Source organism: Flavobacterium cheonanense (assembly GCF_039539185.1).
Lineage (GTDB): Bacteria > Bacteroidota > Bacteroidia > Flavobacteriales > Flavobacteriaceae > Flavobacterium > Flavobacterium cheonanense.
The window spans coordinates 526402-543773 of record NZ_BAABCT010000001.1 but is presented as its reverse complement, the minus strand read 5'-3'; the positions used below and the strand labels follow the sequence as shown (position 1 = coordinate 543773).

Genomic DNA, 17372 nt, shown 5'->3' with positions numbered 1-17372 from the left:
AAAAAATTAAATTATGAAAAAAATATTTTTATTGATATGTTCATTATCACTCTTCGTTAGTTGTGATAATGATTTGCTAGAGCCTTACACACCTGGTACAAGGGATGAGGATATAGCATTAAGAACTAGTACAGATTTGGATAGACTTTTAAACAATGGTCTATTGATTATGACAAACAGAGAAGAGTATGTTTTTCCATCTGTAATGACGGATGAGGCTGCTCCTGGGTTTAATAATGGAGGACAAGGTATAAATACTGATTATATTTTCAATATTCTACCAAATAATGGAGGTGCTACCTCTATCTGGAATATGAATTATCGTGCTTTAGCAAGAATTAATAGAGTTATTAACGCTGCAAATACTCTTGCACCTACAGATCCTGTAGAAGTTGAAAAAATTAAAAGAATTAAAGCAGAAGCACTTACTTACAGAGCTTTATGTCATATAAAAATTCTTTCTTATTTTTCTACAAATCCTAAAGATGATAATGCTTTAGCAGGTATTTTAGCTGATAGAATTATAGAAACGACTGAATTATTGCCAAGAACTTCTAATGGAGCTTTTTATTCTTTAATTCACAGTGATTTAAATTCTGCAATCACTATATTCAATACAGTAGATCCTTCTGTTTTATACACAGGAGCTAATGCTAAAATTTATGCTTCAAAAAATTTAGCAAACGCTTTAAAAGCTCGTGCTTATGCTTTGAAAGGTGATTACCCAAATGCTGAAATATTTGCTAATGAAGTTATTAATAATTCTGGTTTAGTTTTAGCGAATACTACTAACTATGCTAATGTTTTTCACACTGGTAATGAACCTGCAAATACTGAGGTTATTTTTAAACTAAAAAGATTAGCTGCACAGAATGCACAAGGATCTAATTTACACAATGGATGGAATTCTAATTCTAATAGAAGAAATGGTTCTTTGTTTTATGAAATGTCAAGAGGTTTATTTAATGCTTTAGCACCAAATTATACTTCTTCTCTTCCAAGTGGTACACCAACAGCTGCTCAAATAGCCGCTCATCAATCAGCGGAATTTAATAACAATGCTGTAGTTAATGATGTTAGAGCTAGAGTTGCTTTGTTTTTACCTGCATCTCCAAATGCAACTACTCAGTCTTTATGTAGTCCAACTTATTTAACAGATGCAGTTGTTAAAGATACTGATATTTTAGCTATTCAAAAACATGGAGGTCAAACAGCTGTTTCTTCATCTAATGCTGCAAATCCAGATTTTATGCAGTGTAGATTGTCAGAAATGTATTTAATTAAAGCTGAAGCTAGAATTGCTGCTGGTGATTTAACAGGTGCAGCTACCGTAATAGATAATTTACGTGATAACAGAATTTTTGGCGGAAATACATTGGCAACTTATTCTACTCCACAACAAGCTTGGAAAGCTGTTTTGGATGAAAGAAGAATAGAACTATGTTTTGAAGGCTTTAGATTTATTGATATAAAGAGAATTGGAGCTTTAGCTAATGCTTCTATAGATAGAAGTCCAGCAGATTACGCTTCTGGTTCATGGAATTTCCCATTAGCAAACCCTGCTAATTTACCATTAACTAGTTTTAAATGGGCTTTACCAATACCACAAGTTGAGTTAAGTGCTAACCCAAGTATAGTTCAAAATCCTGGATATTAATATTTTTTAATATACAATAAATTGAGGCTGTCTAAAATAGACAGCCTCTTTTTTTGCTTTATATTATGATTTTCTATTGATAACTTTATAAACTATTGTCTATTTTTGTTGCTTTGTATTTACTATGAGAAGATTATATTTTTTATTGTTGTTTATTCCATGCTTACTTTTATCTCAAGAGAAAGGGAAAGAGGAAAAGCGTAAAAGTTTGGTAAAAACCGCAGAGCAAAAAGCAAAAGAGCAAGCTAGAAAAGCACCAATTACTTCATATAAAATCATTTCTATTGATAGAGACACTACTTTTGTGGATACCACTCTTGCAATTAAAAAAGAGTATGATTATAACTATTTAAGAAGAGATATTTTTGGTTTGATGCCATTTCCTAATGAAGGACAAACATACAATACCTTAGATTTTGGATTGAATAAGTTTAATGCATATCCTGAATTTGGTTTCAAAGCCAAACATTTTAATTATTTAGAAGTGGATGATATTAAGTATTATTCTGTTGCAACTCCATTAACCGAACTTTATTTTAAAACGGTAATGGAGCAAGGACAAAATGTCGATGCTTTAATAACTTTAAATACTTCTGAACGATTTAATTTTTCAATTGCTTTTAAAGGATTAAGATCTTTAGGCAAATATATTAATCAACTTACAAGCGCAGGAAATTTTAGATTTACTTCAAGTTATTTCACGAAAAATAAAAAGTATTTTGCGAATTTCCATTTCACAGGTCAAGATTTACTTAATGGCGAAAATGGAGGTTTGACAATTCCATCAGATTTTGAAAGCGAAGATGAGGCTTTCAGAAATAGACCACGTTTACAAGTTTTTTTCTCTGATGCAAAGTCTTTCTTAAAAGGTAAACGACTTTTTTTAGACCATAGTTTCAGAATAAATTCAAAAGATGCAAACAATAATTTATTTATAACACATCAACTTAATTACGAACATAAATTTTTTGAATACAATCAGGCAAGTTTAAACTCTGAAATTGGAACAGGTACAGGTACATTCAAACGTTTTGGTGATGTTTCTTCTGACGCAATTACTAAAATTAATGATCATACAAGATATGATAGATTGTATAATAAGGTTGGAGCAATTTACGAGAATAAAACACTTGGTAAGTTCCAGTTCTTTATAGAAAATTTTAATTACAAGTATTTTTATAAATTAGTTCAAACTGTAGGAAGTGTAACTTTTCCTAACCAATTAAAAGCAACTATTAACTCTATTGGAGGTCAATATGAATACAGAAAAAATAAATGGAATGGGAAGGCAATGCTTTCCAATTCAATTTCAACTCAAGCTTTCAGAAATTTTGATACTAATTTAGATTACCAAATAAATGATAAAAATAAAGTATCTTTTCAATATCAAAATATTAGTAAACTTCCTAATTTTAATTACATATTAAATCAAAGTGCATATATCAATTATACTTGGCTGAATAATTTTAAAAACGAAAAAATCAATAATATAACAGTAAATGCCAATACACAATGGGTTAATGCTACTGCACAATTCACAACACTTAATGATTATCTGTACTTTCAAGATGTACAACAAGTAGCAAACCAGCAACTAGTAACGCCTCATCAATATTCTGGAACCATTAATTATCTTTCGTTAAAAGCGGCAAAAGAGTTTAAATATAAAAAATGGGCTCTTGATAATACTTTTCTATATCAAAAAGTAACTCAAAAAGACACGATTCTAAATGTGCCTGAAGTGACTTTACGAAGTACCATTTATTTTTCAGATAATGTGTTCAAAAAAGCAATGTTTCTACAAACAGGTATTACTATAAACTATTTTACAAAATATTACTCCAACGATTACAATCCAATTTTAGGTGAGTTTTTTGTGCAAAATGAAAAACAAATTGGAAATTTTCCAATGTTAGATTTCTTTGTAAATGCCAGGGTAAGACAAACCAGAATTTTTCTTAAAGCAGAACATTTTAATTCAAGTTTTACAGGTAATACATATTATTCAGCACCCAACACACCATATCATGACTTTATGATTCGATTTGGTTTAGTTTGGAATTTCTTTCAATAGTTTTATTTAGAAACGAATCGATTGCGAATTTTACCAAACCATATTCCTGCTGTCCGAGTTACACGGTAACTTCTCCCATCAGGGTTAAGCAGTTTTCCATTTTTGCAAAGTTCACGGTGTTGTAAAACCATATTATTATCAATATCTTTGCCATTCAAAAATCATAATTCGTAAATCATAATTCCATAATCCTCAATCCATAATCCAATGAATTATTCAGAAAATATATTAGGAACTATTGGTAATACACCTTTGGTAAAACTAAACAAAGTTGTTGAAGGTATTGACGCTTTAGTACTTGCTAAAGTTGAAACTTTCAATCCAGGAAATTCTACAAAAGATAGAATGGCTCTAAAAATGATTGAAGATGCCGAAGCCGACGGAAGATTAAAACCAGGTGGAACAATTATCGAAGGAACTTCTGGAAATACTGGAATGGGATTAGCTCTTGCAGCAATTGTAAAAGGATACAAATGTATTTTTGTAATCACAGACAAGCAATCCAAAGAAAAAATGGATATTCTTCGTGCAGTTGGAGCAAAAGTAATAGTTTGCCCAACCGATGTTGAACCAACAGACGAACGTTCTTACTATTCAGTTTCTAAAAGATTAGGTACTGAAATTCCAAATTCATGGTACGTAAATCAATACGATAATCCATCAAATGCTCAAGCTCATTACGAACAAACAGGTCCAGAAATTTGGGAACAAACTGACGGCAAAATTACCCATTTCGTAGTTGGTGTTGGAACAGGAGGAACAATTTCAGGAATTGGAAAATATTTAAAAGAGAAAAACCCAAATATCAAAATCTGGGGAATCGATACTTATGGTTCAGTTTTCAAAAAATACCACGAAACTGGAATATTTGACGAAAATGAAATCTATTCCTACATAACAGAAGGAATTGGTGAAGATATTCTTCCAAAAAACGTAGATTTCTCATTAATCGATGGGTTTACAAAGGTTACTGATAAAGATGCAGCTGTTTATACAAGAAAAATCGCTCTTGAAGAAGGAATTTTTGTTGGAAACTCAGCAGGTTCTTGTGTAAAAGGATTACATCAATTAAAAGAACATTTCAAACCAGAAGATGTTGTAGTTGTTTTGTTTCACGATTCTGGAAGTAGATATGTAGGTAAAATGTTCAACGACGATTGGATGCGTGAACGTGGTTTCTTAGACGAAGAAATTACAAAAGCCGAAGATGTAATTAAAGATCACATTGATAAATCTCTTATTATTGTTCGTACAGAAGAATTAGTTTCGCATGCTATTGAAAGAATGAGAAAATTTAAAATCTCTCAAATTCCAGTGATAGATATCAATGGATTCGTTGGTTCAGTAGACGAATCAGATTTGTTTCAAAGCTACGTTTCAGATAAAAATGTTGCCGATAAACCTATCAAAGAAGTTATGGGCAAACCTTATCCAATTGTTAAATTAGGAACACCAATTGAAGAAGTTTCCAAACTTTTTACAAAAGACAATCAAGCTGTTCTAGTAGATTTAGGAAATGGAAAACATCATATCATTACAAAATATGATATCATTGGTTCAATAAAATAGAAATCAAACCTACAATGAAAGTTGTAGGTTTTTTTATTCTCCAATTAAAACACCACTAACATTCCAAGCGCTAAAACTACTTCCTTCATTCGCACCTTGCGGAATTTTAACTTGCAAAGTATGATTTCCAGCTTTCAAATCACCCAAATCAATATAAACTGGATTAGTAACCATTCCTGGACACCAATTTGAACGACTGTAATCAGAAGAAGATAATCCGTTAGGAAAATTTCCAGAAGCTGGATTGTATAAACGGTAAGAACCACAATCTTCTCGCCAAGGAGTAAAATGAAAAACTTCCTTTTCATTCAATAGTATGGTATTTTTCTTTGGCACAAATTCATCACCGTTTTCCCATCCACCATGACCTGTTGTTATGTATCTAAGTCTTACATTTTTTAAATCTTTATCTAATTTAAAGTTCACAACCAAACCTTTATCAGAATTAAACATCGTTCCATATTCTTGCCCAGCCATTTCCATAACATTGGTTGTGTTGAAAATTGATACTACATTAGAAGCTTTACTAACTCCATTTTCCTCTGGATGAATCGTCAAATTAACACTTACTTTGTGGCCACCTTTATCATAATTTCCGATAAAAGTTCCTATATAAACTTCTTTATTATTTAAAGACGCAGTCAATTCAGAAATATCCTGACGGTAACTTACTTTTTCTTCCCAAATTTTATCTTTTAATTGTAGCGAATTATATTGTTTAATTCCAAATGGTGTAAAAAAGCGCATCAATTCAATCAATGATGAATAATCATCTGTAGAAACAACGCCTTGATATTGTTTTCCATTTCCATTTTCATAGACTGGTAATGTTTTAGCACCATTTTTCAATCCATCCAAAAAAGAAACTTTTTTATCCATCGGAATCATAAACACAGAACCGGTTCTATCATATGCATCGCCATTAGATTGCTCTGTTACATCAACAAAAACCTGACTTCCTTTCGCAATAGTTGGGATTTTTACTTTTCTTAAAATAATAGTTCCGTTAGCAAATCTCAAAATGCTATCATTTGATTTAGAAGCATCCGAAAAATTTATAATCTCATCTTTAAAAATAGGAATCGTCGTAAACCTGCTTTTCCAAACTAAATCTCTGTAAGTTAATAAATCTATAGTCTTAGTTTCATCAATTTTCAAAGAAGGAAATTGCTTTACTTTTTCAACTTTAGTAGCAGAAACAATGAAGTTTCCATTGCGAACAGTTTCCAAAACCAAGCCTAAATTTTGACCAAGTAAAGAAGGCGCGCCTTTAATTTTAAAATCATTGGTATACCAAATTTCAATAGTATTTGAGTTAATAATAGTTTTCGCTTTTTTACAAGTATATCCTAATATTTTTTTGGTTTCACCAAGTAATTCAAAGGTTTGTTTACCAATGGAAGTACTATCTTTTGTAGAAATTAATTTTGAACTATTCAATTGTGCTAATTGAAAATAATGCAATCCAGTAATTATAGTTTGCTCAAAAGGAAAAGTAGCTTTACTATTTTGAATCGATTCTGAGGAGATTAAAGAAGTAGTTTCATTTGAAAACACCAAAATTGGATCTTGATTTTCAACCAAAGTTCCATTAGAAGTTCGAGTGTAAGTTATTTTATAGTTTGTTTGACCAAATGATATTGATGAAAATAATAGAATTGTAAATAAAATAAGTGGTTTCATGGTGAGTTGTTTGTGTTACAAATATATGTTTACAAATTTAATTTTCCGAAATTTGTGTAATTCAATTCAAAAAAGTACTTTAGTGCCCTCAAAGCCATACAGATACTATTTTATGAGAGAAGATTTTCTACACTACATTTGGTTGTACAAGAAATTGGATTTTACCAATTTAAAAACCACAAACGGAGAAGTTATCACCATAATAAACTTCGGACAATACATTCAACAAGCAGGACCTGATTTTTTCAATGCTCAAATAATTATTGATAATCAAAAATGGGCTGGAAATATTGAAATTCATTTAAAATCCTCCGATTGGTATGTGCATCATCACGAGAAAGACGATAATTATAAAAATGTAATTCTACACGTTGTTTGGGAAAATGATACGCCAATATTCAGAAAAGATAATTCTGAAATTCCTGTTTTGGAACTAAAAAAATATGTCTCCAAAGAAGAATTGAATAAATATCATGAACTCACAGCTCAAAAATCATGGATTTATTGCGAAAATCAAATTGAGAAAGTTCCAAGTTTTGTTTTCTCAAACTGGCAAGAACGATTGTTTTTTGAAAGATTAGAAAGAAAATCTAGTCCAATTCAACAATTGTTACAAGAAACTGAAAACGATTGGGAAGCAGTTCTGTTTTGTATGTTGGCTAAGAATTTTGGTTTGAATACCAATGGAGAAATGTTTTTTAAAGTAGCAAAGTCAATCACGTTTCCTATCATTAGAAAAGAAGCTTTAGAAGTAAAATATTTGGAAGCCTTACTTTTCGGTCAAGCCGATATGATTTCAATAAATGCAGAAGATAATTATGCAAAAGAACTAAAGTCTTGGTTTGATTATATTGCTTTAAAATATAAATTAGAAAAACCAGCGATTGCACCAGTTCAGTTTTTCAAACACAGACCAGATAATTTCCCAACCATTCGTTTGGCTCAATTAGCGATGCTTTATCATCAACAAAGAAATTTATTTTCTAAGATAATTGAAGCAAAAACAGTTCAAGAGATTTATCAAATTTTCAATATTGCAGTAAGCGATTATTGGAAAACGCATTATAATTTTGACAAACCAAGTTCCAAAAAGGAAAAAGCATTATCTAAATCTTTTATAGATTTATTGATTACAAATACAATTATCCCAATTCAATTTGCATTTGCAAACAGTCAAGGAAAAGATAATTCTGAATTTTTAATTGATTTGTTGTCAAATATTCTACCAGAGAAAAACACAATTATTGAAAAGTTTACTACTTTTGGAATTAAATCTACAAATGCATTTCAAACGCAATCTCTTTTGCAATTGAAAAATGAATATTGTAATCATAAAAAGTGTTTGCAATGTGCAATAGGTATAGAACTATTAAAAAATTAAAAAATGATAACTAGCATACGCTATTTTTTTGAGAAACATGGTTTTCACGTCTCATCACGATTAGCTGATAGACTTGGTATGAGAGCAACAAGCGTACGATTGTTTTTTATATATATATCTTTCGTTACTGTTGGTTTAGGTTTCGGAGTTTATTTAACGTTAGCATTTTGGATTAAACTGAAAGATTTAGTTAGAGCAAAAAGAACATCAGTTTTTGATTTATAAATTTTGGAAAACAACAATTACATAAAATCATTATTCCATTTTTCGAAAGACCAACGAAAAGGAATTCTATTGCTATTCATTATAATCATAGGATTGCAATTAGGAAGTTACTTTTTAGATTTTTCAAATGTTGATGAAAACACTCCAGAAAAACAAAATTGGCTTTCATTACAAAGTAATATCGATTCTTTAAAGTCTGAAAAACCACAAACAACTTATAAAATCTATCCGTTCAATCCAAACTTCATAACTGATTTTAAAGGGCACAAATTAGGTATGTCTGTCGAGCAAATAGATCGTTTATTAGCTTTCAGGAAACAAGGTAAGTTTGCTAACTCACCTGAAGAGTTTCAAAAAGTTACTGGGATTTCCGATTCACTTCTAAATGCAATTTCACCATATTTCAAATTTCCAGATTGGGTTAACAAAAAGAATTCCAATCAAAATGAAAGCAATGGTTGGGTGGACTATTCCAAAGATAAATACGAAAAGAAAGAAAAAAAGATAGTCGTTCTCGATATCAACACAGCAACTAAAGAGGATTTGATGAAAGTTTATGGAATTGGTGAAGCAATTTCAGACAGAATTTTAAAACAAAAAGAAGTGTTTGGCCAGTTTGTTTCTATGGAACAAATGAATGATGTTTGGGGATTGTCTCCAGAAGTTATTGAAAAACTCAATCAAAGTTTCAAAGTTGTCAATCCAAAACCCAAGAAAATCAATATTAATAATGCTTCAATCAAGGAATTAGGTCAGTTTCCATACTTTAAATATCCTATTTCTAAAAATATTGTAACTTATAGAAGTATGAATGGCGATTTAAAAATTGAGGATTTAACAAATATTAAAGCTTTTCCTGTTGATAAAATAAAAATAATTGCCTTATATTTGGAATTCTAAAATAAATCAACATTTTTTTAAAATTGCTTATCAATATGAATTCAACATATTTCACAGAAGAACACGAACTATTTAGGAAGAGTTTGCAAGATTTTTTGCAAAAAGAAGTAGTACCTCATATTGAAAAATGGGAAAAAACAGGAACGATAGAACGCTTTATCTGGAAAAAATTCGGTGAAATGGGTTTCTTCGGAATCAATTATCCAGAAGCATACGGAGGTTTAAACTTAGATTTGTTCTATACCGTAATTTTTCTAGAAGAACTTCAAAAAATAAAATCTTCAGGTTTTGCTGCTGCTATGTGGGCACATGCTTATTTAGCTATGACGCACTTAAACGCAGAAGGAGACGAGCGAATCAAACAAGACTATTTAGCACCAAGTATTTCAGGTGATAAAATAGGTGCATTATGTATTACAGAACCTTTTGGAGGTAGCGATGTTGCCGGAATGAGAACTATAGCTATCAAAAAAGGTGATAAATATGTAATTAATGGTTCAAAAACCTTTATTACTAACGGAGTTTATGCAGATTACTATGTAGTTGCAGCCAAAACAAGCCCAGAATTAGGTAATAAAGGAATAAGTATATTTTTGGTTGACACTAATTTAAACGGAATTTCCGCATCTAAACTTGATAAATTAGGATGGAGAGCTTCCGATACTGCCGAAATTGCATTCGACAATGTTGAAATTCCAGCCGAAAATTTAATGGGATTAGAAGGTAAAGGCTTTCCATATATTATGGAGCACTTTGCACTAGAACGATTAATTATGGCAATCAATGCACACGCAAGAGCAGAATACGCAATTGATTACACAATAAAATACATGTCCGAGCGTGAAGCATTCGGTACAAAAATCAATAAATTTCAAGCATTACGTCACACTATGGTAGAGCATGCTACAGATGTTGAGCATTGCAAAATTTTCAATTATGCTGCTGTAGCAAGATTAAATCAAGGGGAGTATGTAGTTAAAGAAGCTACTATGGCAAAACTTAAATCTACAAAAGTTGCCGACGAAACAATTTACAGTTGTCTTCAAATGTTAGGCGGTTATGGCTATATGGAAGAATATCCTATGGCAAGATTGTTAAGAGACAGTCGCCTTGGACCAATTGGAGGAGGAACATCAGAAATTTTGAAAGAAATTTTGTCCAAAATGATTATCGATAACCAAAATTACAAACCAGCAGAAAAGAAATAGTAATTATTAAGTTTAGTAGCTAATCCAGCTATACACTATTATCTTTTTAATAAAATTGTGTTTTTCTATATATAAATAAAGGAGCTTCCGTTGGTCGCTCTTTTTTTATAAAAAAAAAAACTACAATTTTATCAAAAAAGGATTACCGTTTCTATCTGGGCTAAAAAAAATACACAATTCTATTTCAGATATCAAAAATAATACTACTTTTGCACCACTAAATGAGAGGAGGTGTCTAGATTATGTTAATTATACCAATTAAAGACGGAGAAAATATCGATAGAGCATTAAAGCGCTATAAAAGAAAATTTGATAAAACAGGTACTGTTCGTCAGTTACGTGCACGTCAAGCTTTCATAAAACCTTCTGTTGTTAAAAGAGCACAAGTTCAAAAAGCAGCGTATATTCAAAACTTAAGAGACTCATTAGAAAGTTAATTAATTTTTAGAATAAAAATACAACCGCTAGTCAATAAAGTTTCATAACTTTGTTACTAGCGGTTTTTTTATTTTTCAAATCCCTAATCATTAATGAATAATTTAAAAGCATTTCAAGACTATCTTCAACTAGAAAAGAATTATTCTTTACATACAGTCAATGCTTATGTAAATGATTTGTTTTTTTTTCAAGAATTTTTAATAGAAAATTTTGATACAGAAAAACTAGAAGATGTAAATTATAGTATGATAAGAAGCTGGATAGTATCAATGGTCGATAATGATATTTCTAATAGTTCGGTAAACAGAAAAATTTCTTCCTTAAAATCATTCTACAAGTTTTTATTAAAAACAAAACAAATAGAAAATAGTCCACTTTTAAAACACAAATCATTAAAAACACCAAAAAAAATTCAAATTCCATTCTCTGAAAAAGAACTTGACCAAGTTCTAAATCAGCTTACTTATCCAGAAGGATTTGACGGAATTAGAGATAAATTGATAATAGACCTTTTTTATACAACAGGTATAAGAAGAGTAGAGCTAATCGATTTAAAAATGCAAAATGTTGATTTGTCGAGCAATACGCTAAAAGTATTAGGAAAAAGAAACAAAGAAAGAATTCTTCCAATTTTGCCAATTATATCTAAACAAATCAGAAATTATTTATTAGAAAGAACTAAAATTGAGGTGATTAAAGATAAGGAACATTTTTTTTTAATGTTAAAAGGAGTTAAATTAAATGATTCGTTTGTATATCGATTAATAAATTATTACTTTAGTAATGTTTCCGAGAAGGTAAAAAGGAGTCCGCATATATTGCGACATACATTTGCAACTCATATGTTAAACAATGGAGCAGATTTAAATTCTGTAAAAGAGTTATTAGGTCATTCAAGTTTGGCTTCTACTCAAGTATATACTCATAATAGTTTGGCAGAGTTGAAAAAAGTGTATGGGAATTCGCATCCAAGGAATCAAAAATAAATTAAAAGTGTAACCATTAATTTTAAAAATTATGAAGGTAAATGTAAATGCAGTAAATTTTACAGTTGATAGAAAGCTAATAGATTTTATTCAACTAAGAATGGATAAATTAGAAAAGTATTATGATAAAATTGTTTCTTCAGATGTTTTTTTGAAAGTTGAAAATACAAGTGATAAAGAAAATAAAATTGTCGAAGTGAAAATTCACGTTCCAGGAGATGATTTTTTAGTAAAAAAACAATGCAAAACTTTTGAAGAAGCCGTTGAATTATCATCAGAATCTTTAGAACGATTATTGGTAAAAAGAAAAGAAAAAATTAGAACTCATATTTAATTAAAATTTTTATAAAAAATATTTTGATTAAAAAATAAAATGCCTACATTTGCAGTCCGTTAGAAATAGCGGACTTTTTTTATTGATATTGCCAGCGTAGCTCAGTTGGCTAGAGCAGCTGATTTGTAATCAGCAGGTCGTGGGTTCGAGTCCCTCCGCCGGCTCTTTTAAGGTATTGAATAATAATGGTTTGGGGAGATACTCAAGCGGCCAACGAGGGCAGACTGTAAATCTGCTGACTACGTCTTCGCAGGTTCGAATCCTGCTCTCCCCACAAATTCAAGAGTTTTTTGCTTGAATGAATAAAAAAAACTCTGCCGACTTAGCTCAGGGGTAGAGTGCTTCCTTGGTAAGGAAGAGGTCACGGGTTCAATTCCCGTAGTTGGCTCAAAATTGAAAATTTGAACACTAATAAATATATAACTAAGATTAAAAATTAAGTAAAATGGCAAAAGAAACCTTTAACCGTTCGAAACCACACTTAAATATTGGTACGATCGGACACGTGGATCACGGTAAAACAACTTTAACAGCAGCAATCACGAAAGTATTATCTGATGCTGGTTACTGTCAAGCAAAATCATTTGATCAAATTGATAATGCACCTGAAGAAAAAGAAAGAGGTATTACTATTAATACGTCTCACGTAGAATATGAAACTGCTAATCGTCACTACGCACACGTTGACTGTCCAGGTCACGCGGATTACGTAAAGAACATGGTTACTGGAGCTGCTCAAATGGATGGTGCTATCTTAGTAGTTGCTGCTACAGACGGACCAATGCCACAAACACGTGAGCACATCCTTTTAGGACGTCAAGTAGGTATTCCAAGAATCGTTGTATTCATGAATAAAGTGGATATGGTTGATGACGCGGAATTACTAGAATTAGTTGAAATGGAAATCAGAGATTTATTATCTTTCTACGAATATGATGGAGATAATGGTCCTGTAGTTCAAGGTTCAGCTTTAGGAGGATTAAATAATGATCCAAACTGGGTTCCAAAAATTATTGAATTAATGGAAGCAGTTGATAACTGGATTGAAGAGCCAATCCGTGATACTGAAAAACCATTCTTGATGCCAGTTGAGGATGTATTTACAATTACTGGTCGTGGAACTGTTGCTACAGGTCGTATCGAAACAGGAGTTTGTAATACAGGAGATCCAGTTGAAATCATCGGTATGGGTGCTGAAAAATTAACTTCAACTATTACAGGTATCGAAATGTTCCGTCAAATCCTTGATAGAGGTGAGGCTGGAGATAACGCAGGTATCTTGTTAAGAGGTGTTGCTAAAGAAGATATCAAAAGAGGAATGGTTATTGTTAAGCCAGGATCTGTAAAACCACACGCTAAATTTAAAGCTGAGGTTTATATCTTGAAAAAAGAAGAAGGTGGTCGTCACACACCATTCCACAATAACTACCGTCCACAGTTCTACGTTCGTACAACTGACGTAACAGGAGTTATTTCTTTACCAGCAGGTGTAGAGATGGTAATGCCAGGTGATAACTTAACTATTGATGTAGCTTTATTAAGCCCAATTGCAATGAACGTAGGTTTACGTTTCGCTATCCGTGAAGGTGGTAGAACAGTTGGTGCTGGTCAAGTAACTGAAATCGTAGAATAATTTCAAAATAAATAAAGAGCCAGTGTCGTTTTTTTGACGACACTGGTTTTTAATGAAACGGGCGTAGTTCAAGGGTAGAATAGCGGTCTCCAAAACCGTTGATGGGGGTTCGAATCCCTCCGCCCGTGCAAAAAAATAAATACATTATTATGTCAAAAGTATTAAATTATTTTTCAGAAGCATTTGAAGAGTTGAAGTCAAATGTAACTTGGCCAGAATGGGCTGAAGTGCAAAGATTAACTATTATTGTTGCTCTTTTTTCAATTCTATTTGCTTTGGCTACATGGGGAGTTGATGAACTTTGTTCAAGAGCTATTGAAGGTTTTTTCAAATTGATAAAAGGTTAATATTTTTACCATGGCTGATAATAGTGTGAAAAAATGGTACGTAGTAAGAGCTGTAAGTGGTCAGGAAAATAAGGTGAAAGCCTATATTGAAACTGAGATTAGCAGACTTGGAATGAGTGATTATATTTCACAAGTTCTTGTTCCTACTGAAAAAGTTGTTCAAGTTCGTGATGGAAAAAAGATTTCTAAAGATAAAGTTTATTTTCCTGGCTATGTAATGATTGAAGCAAATCTTACAGGTGAAATACCTCACATTATTAAGTCAATTACAGGAGTAATTGGATTTTTGGGAGAGGTAAAAGGAGGTGATCCAGTTCCATTGAGATTGTCAGAAGTAAACAGAATGTTAGGTAAGGTTGATGAATTGGCTGTTAATGTTGATACACAATCTATTCCATTCAAAATTAATGAAACAATTAAGGTTATTGATGGACCTTTCAATGGTTTTAACGGAACTATTGAAAAAATCAATGAAGAAAAGCGTAAACTTGAAGTTATGGTGAAAATTTTCGGAAGAAGAACACCTCTTGAATTGAGTTTTATGCAAGTTGAAAAAGTATAATTTTTGTTACATATATATTAAACCGCATCAATCGCTTCCAATTGAGAGATGTAAAATTTTTAAGAAATGGCTAAAGAAATTAGTAAAGTAGTTAAACTACAAGTTAAGGGAGGTGCTGCGAACCCGTCGCCACCGGTTGGACCTGCTTTGGGAGCTGCTGGGGTTAACATCATGGAGTTCTGTAAGCAATTTAATGCTAGAACTCAAGATCAACCTGGCAAAGTTTTACCAGTACAAATTACTGTGTATAAAGACAAATCGTTTGATTTTGTTGTAAAAACTCCACCTGCTGCTATTCAATTATTGGATGCTGCTAAATTGAAATCTGGTTCTGGCCAGCCTAATAGAAAAAAAGTTGCAAATGTAACTTGGGATCAAATTAAGGCTATTGCTGAAGACAAGATGGTTGATTTAAATGCTTTCACAATTGAAAAAGCGATGAGCATGATTGCTGGAACAGCTAGATCTATGGGTATAACTGTAACTGGAGATTCTCCTCTAAAATAAGGTAAGAAATGGCAAAATTGACAAAAAAACAAAAAGAGGCTGCTTCAAAAATTGAAAAAAACAAACTTTATTCTCTTAAAGATGCTTCATCTTTATTGAAAGTTGTTGCTTCAGCAAAATTTGATGAGTCTGTAGATATTGCTGTTAAGCTTGGAGTTGATCCTAGAAAAGCAAATCAAATGGTAAGAGGTGTTGTAACTCTTCCTCATGGAACTGGTAAAGATACTAAAGTATTAGCTTTAGTAACTCCAGATAAAGAAGCAGAAGCTAAAGCAGCTGGTGCTGACTATGTAGGTTTAGACGATTACCTTCAAAAAATTAAAGATGGTTGGACAGATGTTGATGTAATCATCACTATGCCTGCTATCATGGGTAAATTAGGTCCATTAGGGCGTGTTTTAGGTCCAAGAGGTTTAATGCCGAACCCTAAAACAGGAACTGTAACTATGGAAATTGGTAAAGCTGTTGCGGAAGTAAAAGCTGGTAAAATCGATTTTAAAGTTGATAAAACAGGTATCGTACATGCAGGTATTGGAAGAATTTCTTTCGAAGCTGATAAAATTGTAGATAACGCTCATGAAATTATTCAAACATTACTTAAATTAAAACCAACTGCAGCTAAAGGTACTTACATCAAGTCTATTCACTTGTCAAGTACAATGAGTCCTGCTATAGCTTTAGATCCTAAAGCCGTATAATTGGTAGTTAACAAATTTTATTATGACTAGAGAAGAAAAATCAATCGCGATAGAAGATTTAACTGCAAAGTTGGCTGAAGCAAACATAGTATATATTGCTGATACTTCAGGATTAGATGCAGACACTACTTCAAATTTAAGAAGAGCTTGTTTTAAAGCTGGAATCAAATTAGAAGTTGTTAAAAACACTCTATTAGAAAAAGCTATGGAAGCTTCTGATAAGGAATATGGAGATTTACCTTCAGTTCTTAAAGGAAATTCATCAATCTTTATTTCTGATGTTGCTAACGCACCAGCAAAAATAATTAAAGACTTTAGAAAAAAATCAGATAAGCCACAATTTAAAGGAGCTTTCATCAATAACGAAATATATATTGGAGAAAATCTTTTAGATAGCTTAGCTTCACTTAAATCTAAAGAAGAAGTTATTGGAGAAATCATTGGATTACTTCAATCTCCAGCTAAACGCATCATTTCTGCTTTATTAAATAATGCAGAGCAAAAAGGTGAGGCAGCTGAATAATTAGCGCACAAGTAAATAAAAATAGAATTAAAAACATTTTAAACGATAGAAAAAATGGCAGATTTGAAACAATTCGCAGAACAATTAGTTAACTTAACTGTAAAAGAAGTTAATGATTTAGCTACAATTTTAAAAGATGAGTATGGTATCGAACCAGCTGCTGCAGCTGTAGTAGTTGCTGCTGGTGGTGGAGATGCTGGTGCTGCTGAAGAGCAAACAGAATTCACTGTAGTATTAAAAGACGCAGGTGCTTCTAAATTAGCAGTTGTTAAAGCGGTTAAAGAATTAACTGGTTTAGGATTGAAAGAAGCTAAAGATATGGTAGATGGTGCTCCAGCTAATATTAAAGAAGGAGTTACTAAAGCTGAAGCTGAAGGTTTGAAAAAATCTTTAGAAGAAGCTGGAGCTGTTGTTGAGTTAAAATAACTCTAACATAGTTTTAGAACAAGGTTTAGGTCTTGAGTTTAACCACTCAATGGCCTAAACCATTTTTCGTATAATAAAATTATACTCTAAAAGTTATCTTAAAAGAGTTTAAATACGAAAAAGCTTTTAGTCAATACGAAGAAGAAAATTTACAGATACTGGTTTATTTTTAAGATGTATTGACAATAAAAGAAAGTATACATTACACAAAACAATTACTT

Annotated in this window: 18 protein-coding genes and 4 tRNA genes; 21 read left to right on the top strand and 1 reads right to left on the bottom strand. The window is 31.7% G+C overall.

Going from position 1 to position 17372, the window contains the following annotated elements:
• Window positions 1–13 precede the first annotated feature (13 nt).
• The 3 genes from ABD766_RS02565 (at window position 14) to ABD766_RS02555 (ending at window position 5300) form a co-directional block, all read left to right on the top strand.
• Entirely contained in the window at window positions 14–1657 is a 1644-nt protein-coding gene (locus ABD766_RS02565) for a RagB/SusD family nutrient uptake outer membrane protein (protein WP_344815224.1), read from the top strand.
• 124 nt (window positions 1658–1781) lie between these two features.
• A complete protein-coding gene (locus ABD766_RS02560; RefSeq protein ID WP_344815223.1) occupies window positions 1782–3731 on the top strand; it encodes a putative porin in 1950 nt (649 codons plus the stop codon).
• A 207-nt stretch (window positions 3732–3938) separates the two neighbouring features.
• Complete coding sequence (locus ABD766_RS02555) at window positions 3939–5300, top strand: pyridoxal-phosphate dependent enzyme (RefSeq protein ID WP_298303514.1); 1362 nt, start codon at window positions 3939–3941, stop codon at window positions 5298–5300.
• A gap of 33 nt (window positions 5301–5333) precedes the next feature.
• On the opposite strand, the gene ABD766_RS02550 is transcribed toward ABD766_RS02555, so the two are convergent.
• Entirely contained in the window at window positions 5334–6983 is a 1650-nt protein-coding gene (locus ABD766_RS02550) for a PNGase F N-terminal domain-containing protein (RefSeq protein ID WP_344815222.1), read from the bottom strand.
• 112 nt (window positions 6984–7095) lie between these two features.
• On the opposite strand from ABD766_RS02550, the gene ABD766_RS02545 reads away from it, so the two are divergent.
• The 18 genes from ABD766_RS02545 to rplL all read left to right on the top strand — a co-directional run bounded on the left by ABD766_RS02545 (window position 7096) and on the right by rplL (window position 17151).
• On the top strand, window positions 7096–8364 hold the full coding sequence (locus ABD766_RS02545; RefSeq protein ID WP_344815221.1) for a DUF2851 family protein: 1269 nt from the start codon (window positions 7096–7098) through the stop codon (window positions 8362–8364).
• A 3-nt stretch (window positions 8365–8367) separates the two neighbouring features.
• A complete protein-coding gene (locus tag ABD766_RS02540) occupies window positions 8368–8589 on the top strand; it encodes a PspC domain-containing protein (protein ID WP_344815220.1) in 222 nt (73 codons plus the stop codon).
• A 3-nt stretch (window positions 8590–8592) separates the two neighbouring features.
• Window positions 8593–9489 (top strand): helix-hairpin-helix domain-containing protein, encoded by an 897-nt coding sequence (locus ABD766_RS02535; RefSeq protein ID WP_344815219.1) that lies wholly within the window; start codon window positions 8593–8595, stop codon window positions 9487–9489.
• A gap of 35 nt (window positions 9490–9524) precedes the next feature.
• Window positions 9525–10697: an acyl-CoA dehydrogenase family protein gene (locus tag ABD766_RS02530; protein ID WP_344815218.1), complete on the top strand. Its 1173-nt coding sequence runs from the start codon at window positions 9525–9527 to the stop codon at window positions 10695–10697.
• 242 nt (window positions 10698–10939) lie between these two features.
• Entirely contained in the window at window positions 10940–11134 is a 195-nt protein-coding gene (gene rpsU / locus ABD766_RS02525; protein WP_298303504.1) for a 30S ribosomal protein S21, read from the top strand.
• Window positions 11135–11227: 93 nt separating this feature from the next.
• Window positions 11228–12121: a tyrosine-type recombinase/integrase gene (locus ABD766_RS02520; RefSeq protein ID WP_344815217.1), complete on the top strand. Its 894-nt coding sequence runs from the start codon at window positions 11228–11230 to the stop codon at window positions 12119–12121.
• 31 nt (window positions 12122–12152) lie between these two features.
• Window positions 12153–12455, top strand: coding sequence for a ribosome hibernation-promoting factor, HPF/YfiA family (hpf, locus tag ABD766_RS02515; RefSeq protein WP_344815216.1), 303 nt, complete (start codon window positions 12153–12155; stop codon window positions 12453–12455).
• A gap of 90 nt (window positions 12456–12545) precedes the next feature.
• A tRNA-Thr gene (locus ABD766_RS02510) sits at window positions 12546–12619 on the top strand.
• 28 nt (window positions 12620–12647) lie between these two features.
• A tRNA-Tyr gene (locus ABD766_RS02505) sits at window positions 12648–12729 on the top strand.
• A 42-nt stretch (window positions 12730–12771) separates the two neighbouring features.
• Window positions 12772–12843: transfer RNA gene (locus tag ABD766_RS02500), tRNA-Thr, on the top strand.
• A 57-nt stretch (window positions 12844–12900) separates the two neighbouring features.
• A complete protein-coding gene (gene tuf, locus ABD766_RS02495; RefSeq protein WP_298120327.1) occupies window positions 12901–14088 on the top strand; it encodes an elongation factor Tu in 1188 nt (395 codons plus the stop codon).
• Between the two features lie 57 nt (window positions 14089–14145).
• A tRNA-Trp gene (locus tag ABD766_RS02490) sits at window positions 14146–14216 on the top strand.
• 21 nt (window positions 14217–14237) lie between these two features.
• Window positions 14238–14435: a preprotein translocase subunit SecE gene (secE, locus tag ABD766_RS02485; RefSeq protein WP_298305976.1), complete on the top strand. Its 198-nt coding sequence runs from the start codon at window positions 14238–14240 to the stop codon at window positions 14433–14435.
• Window positions 14436–14445: 10 nt separating this feature from the next.
• Window positions 14446–14997, top strand: a complete 552-nt coding sequence (gene nusG / locus ABD766_RS02480; protein ID WP_344815214.1) for a transcription termination/antitermination protein NusG — start codon at window positions 14446–14448, stop codon at window positions 14995–14997.
• Window positions 14998–15063: 66 nt separating this feature from the next.
• Window positions 15064–15504 (top strand): 50S ribosomal protein L11, encoded by a 441-nt coding sequence (gene rplK, locus ABD766_RS02475; protein ID WP_344815213.1) that lies wholly within the window; start codon window positions 15064–15066, stop codon window positions 15502–15504.
• Between the two features lie 8 nt (window positions 15505–15512).
• On the top strand, window positions 15513–16202 hold the full coding sequence (gene rplA, locus ABD766_RS02470; RefSeq protein WP_344815212.1) for a 50S ribosomal protein L1: 690 nt from the start codon (window positions 15513–15515) through the stop codon (window positions 16200–16202).
• Between the two features lie 22 nt (window positions 16203–16224).
• Window positions 16225–16725 (top strand): 50S ribosomal protein L10, encoded by a 501-nt coding sequence (gene rplJ, locus ABD766_RS02465; RefSeq protein WP_344815211.1) that lies wholly within the window; start codon window positions 16225–16227, stop codon window positions 16723–16725.
• Window positions 16726–16779: 54 nt separating this feature from the next.
• Complete coding sequence (gene rplL, locus ABD766_RS02460; protein WP_333601479.1) at window positions 16780–17151, top strand: 50S ribosomal protein L7/L12; 372 nt, start codon at window positions 16780–16782, stop codon at window positions 17149–17151.
• Window positions 17152–17372: the final 221 nt, after the last annotated feature.